The sequence below is a fragment of the Wolbachia endosymbiont of Tuta absoluta genome (assembly GCF_059414725.1).
Map to the genome: position 1 here is coordinate 1 of NZ_JBNRJY010000623.1, position 347 is coordinate 347.

The window sequence follows — 347 nt, forward strand, 5'->3', positions numbered from 1 at the left end:
GATCCTCCGTATTACCGCGGCTGCTGGCACGGAGTTAGCCGATCGATCTGTAATTAAATTCGAAACCTCTGCAAAAAGAGCATTTTTAGACAATATTAGTGTATGTAATTATGTGCCGGATCGATCACGGATTGTATATATCTGTAGCGCATAATTCTATAGAGAGTATTATTTTAGATGGTTTACTTGTTTTGGAGTCTACCCAGAGAATACAAACTAATAAACACACTTATATAGAAATAGTGAATAGATTTCGCGTGTTATTGCAACAACATTATAAGATTGAAAGAACTGTTGGCTTCTATGCAAAACAATTAAATGTGCCACCGCGAAGGCTCAGCTTAATG

Annotated in this window: 1 protein-coding gene; it reads left to right on the plus strand. The window is 36.9% G+C overall.

The features are described 5' to 3' along the window. Positions 1-110: 110 nt before the first annotated feature. A partial coding sequence (locus ACJ5GX_RS06890) for a hypothetical protein (protein WP_495292835.1) occupies positions 111-347 on the plus strand: 237 nt, incomplete at its 3' end.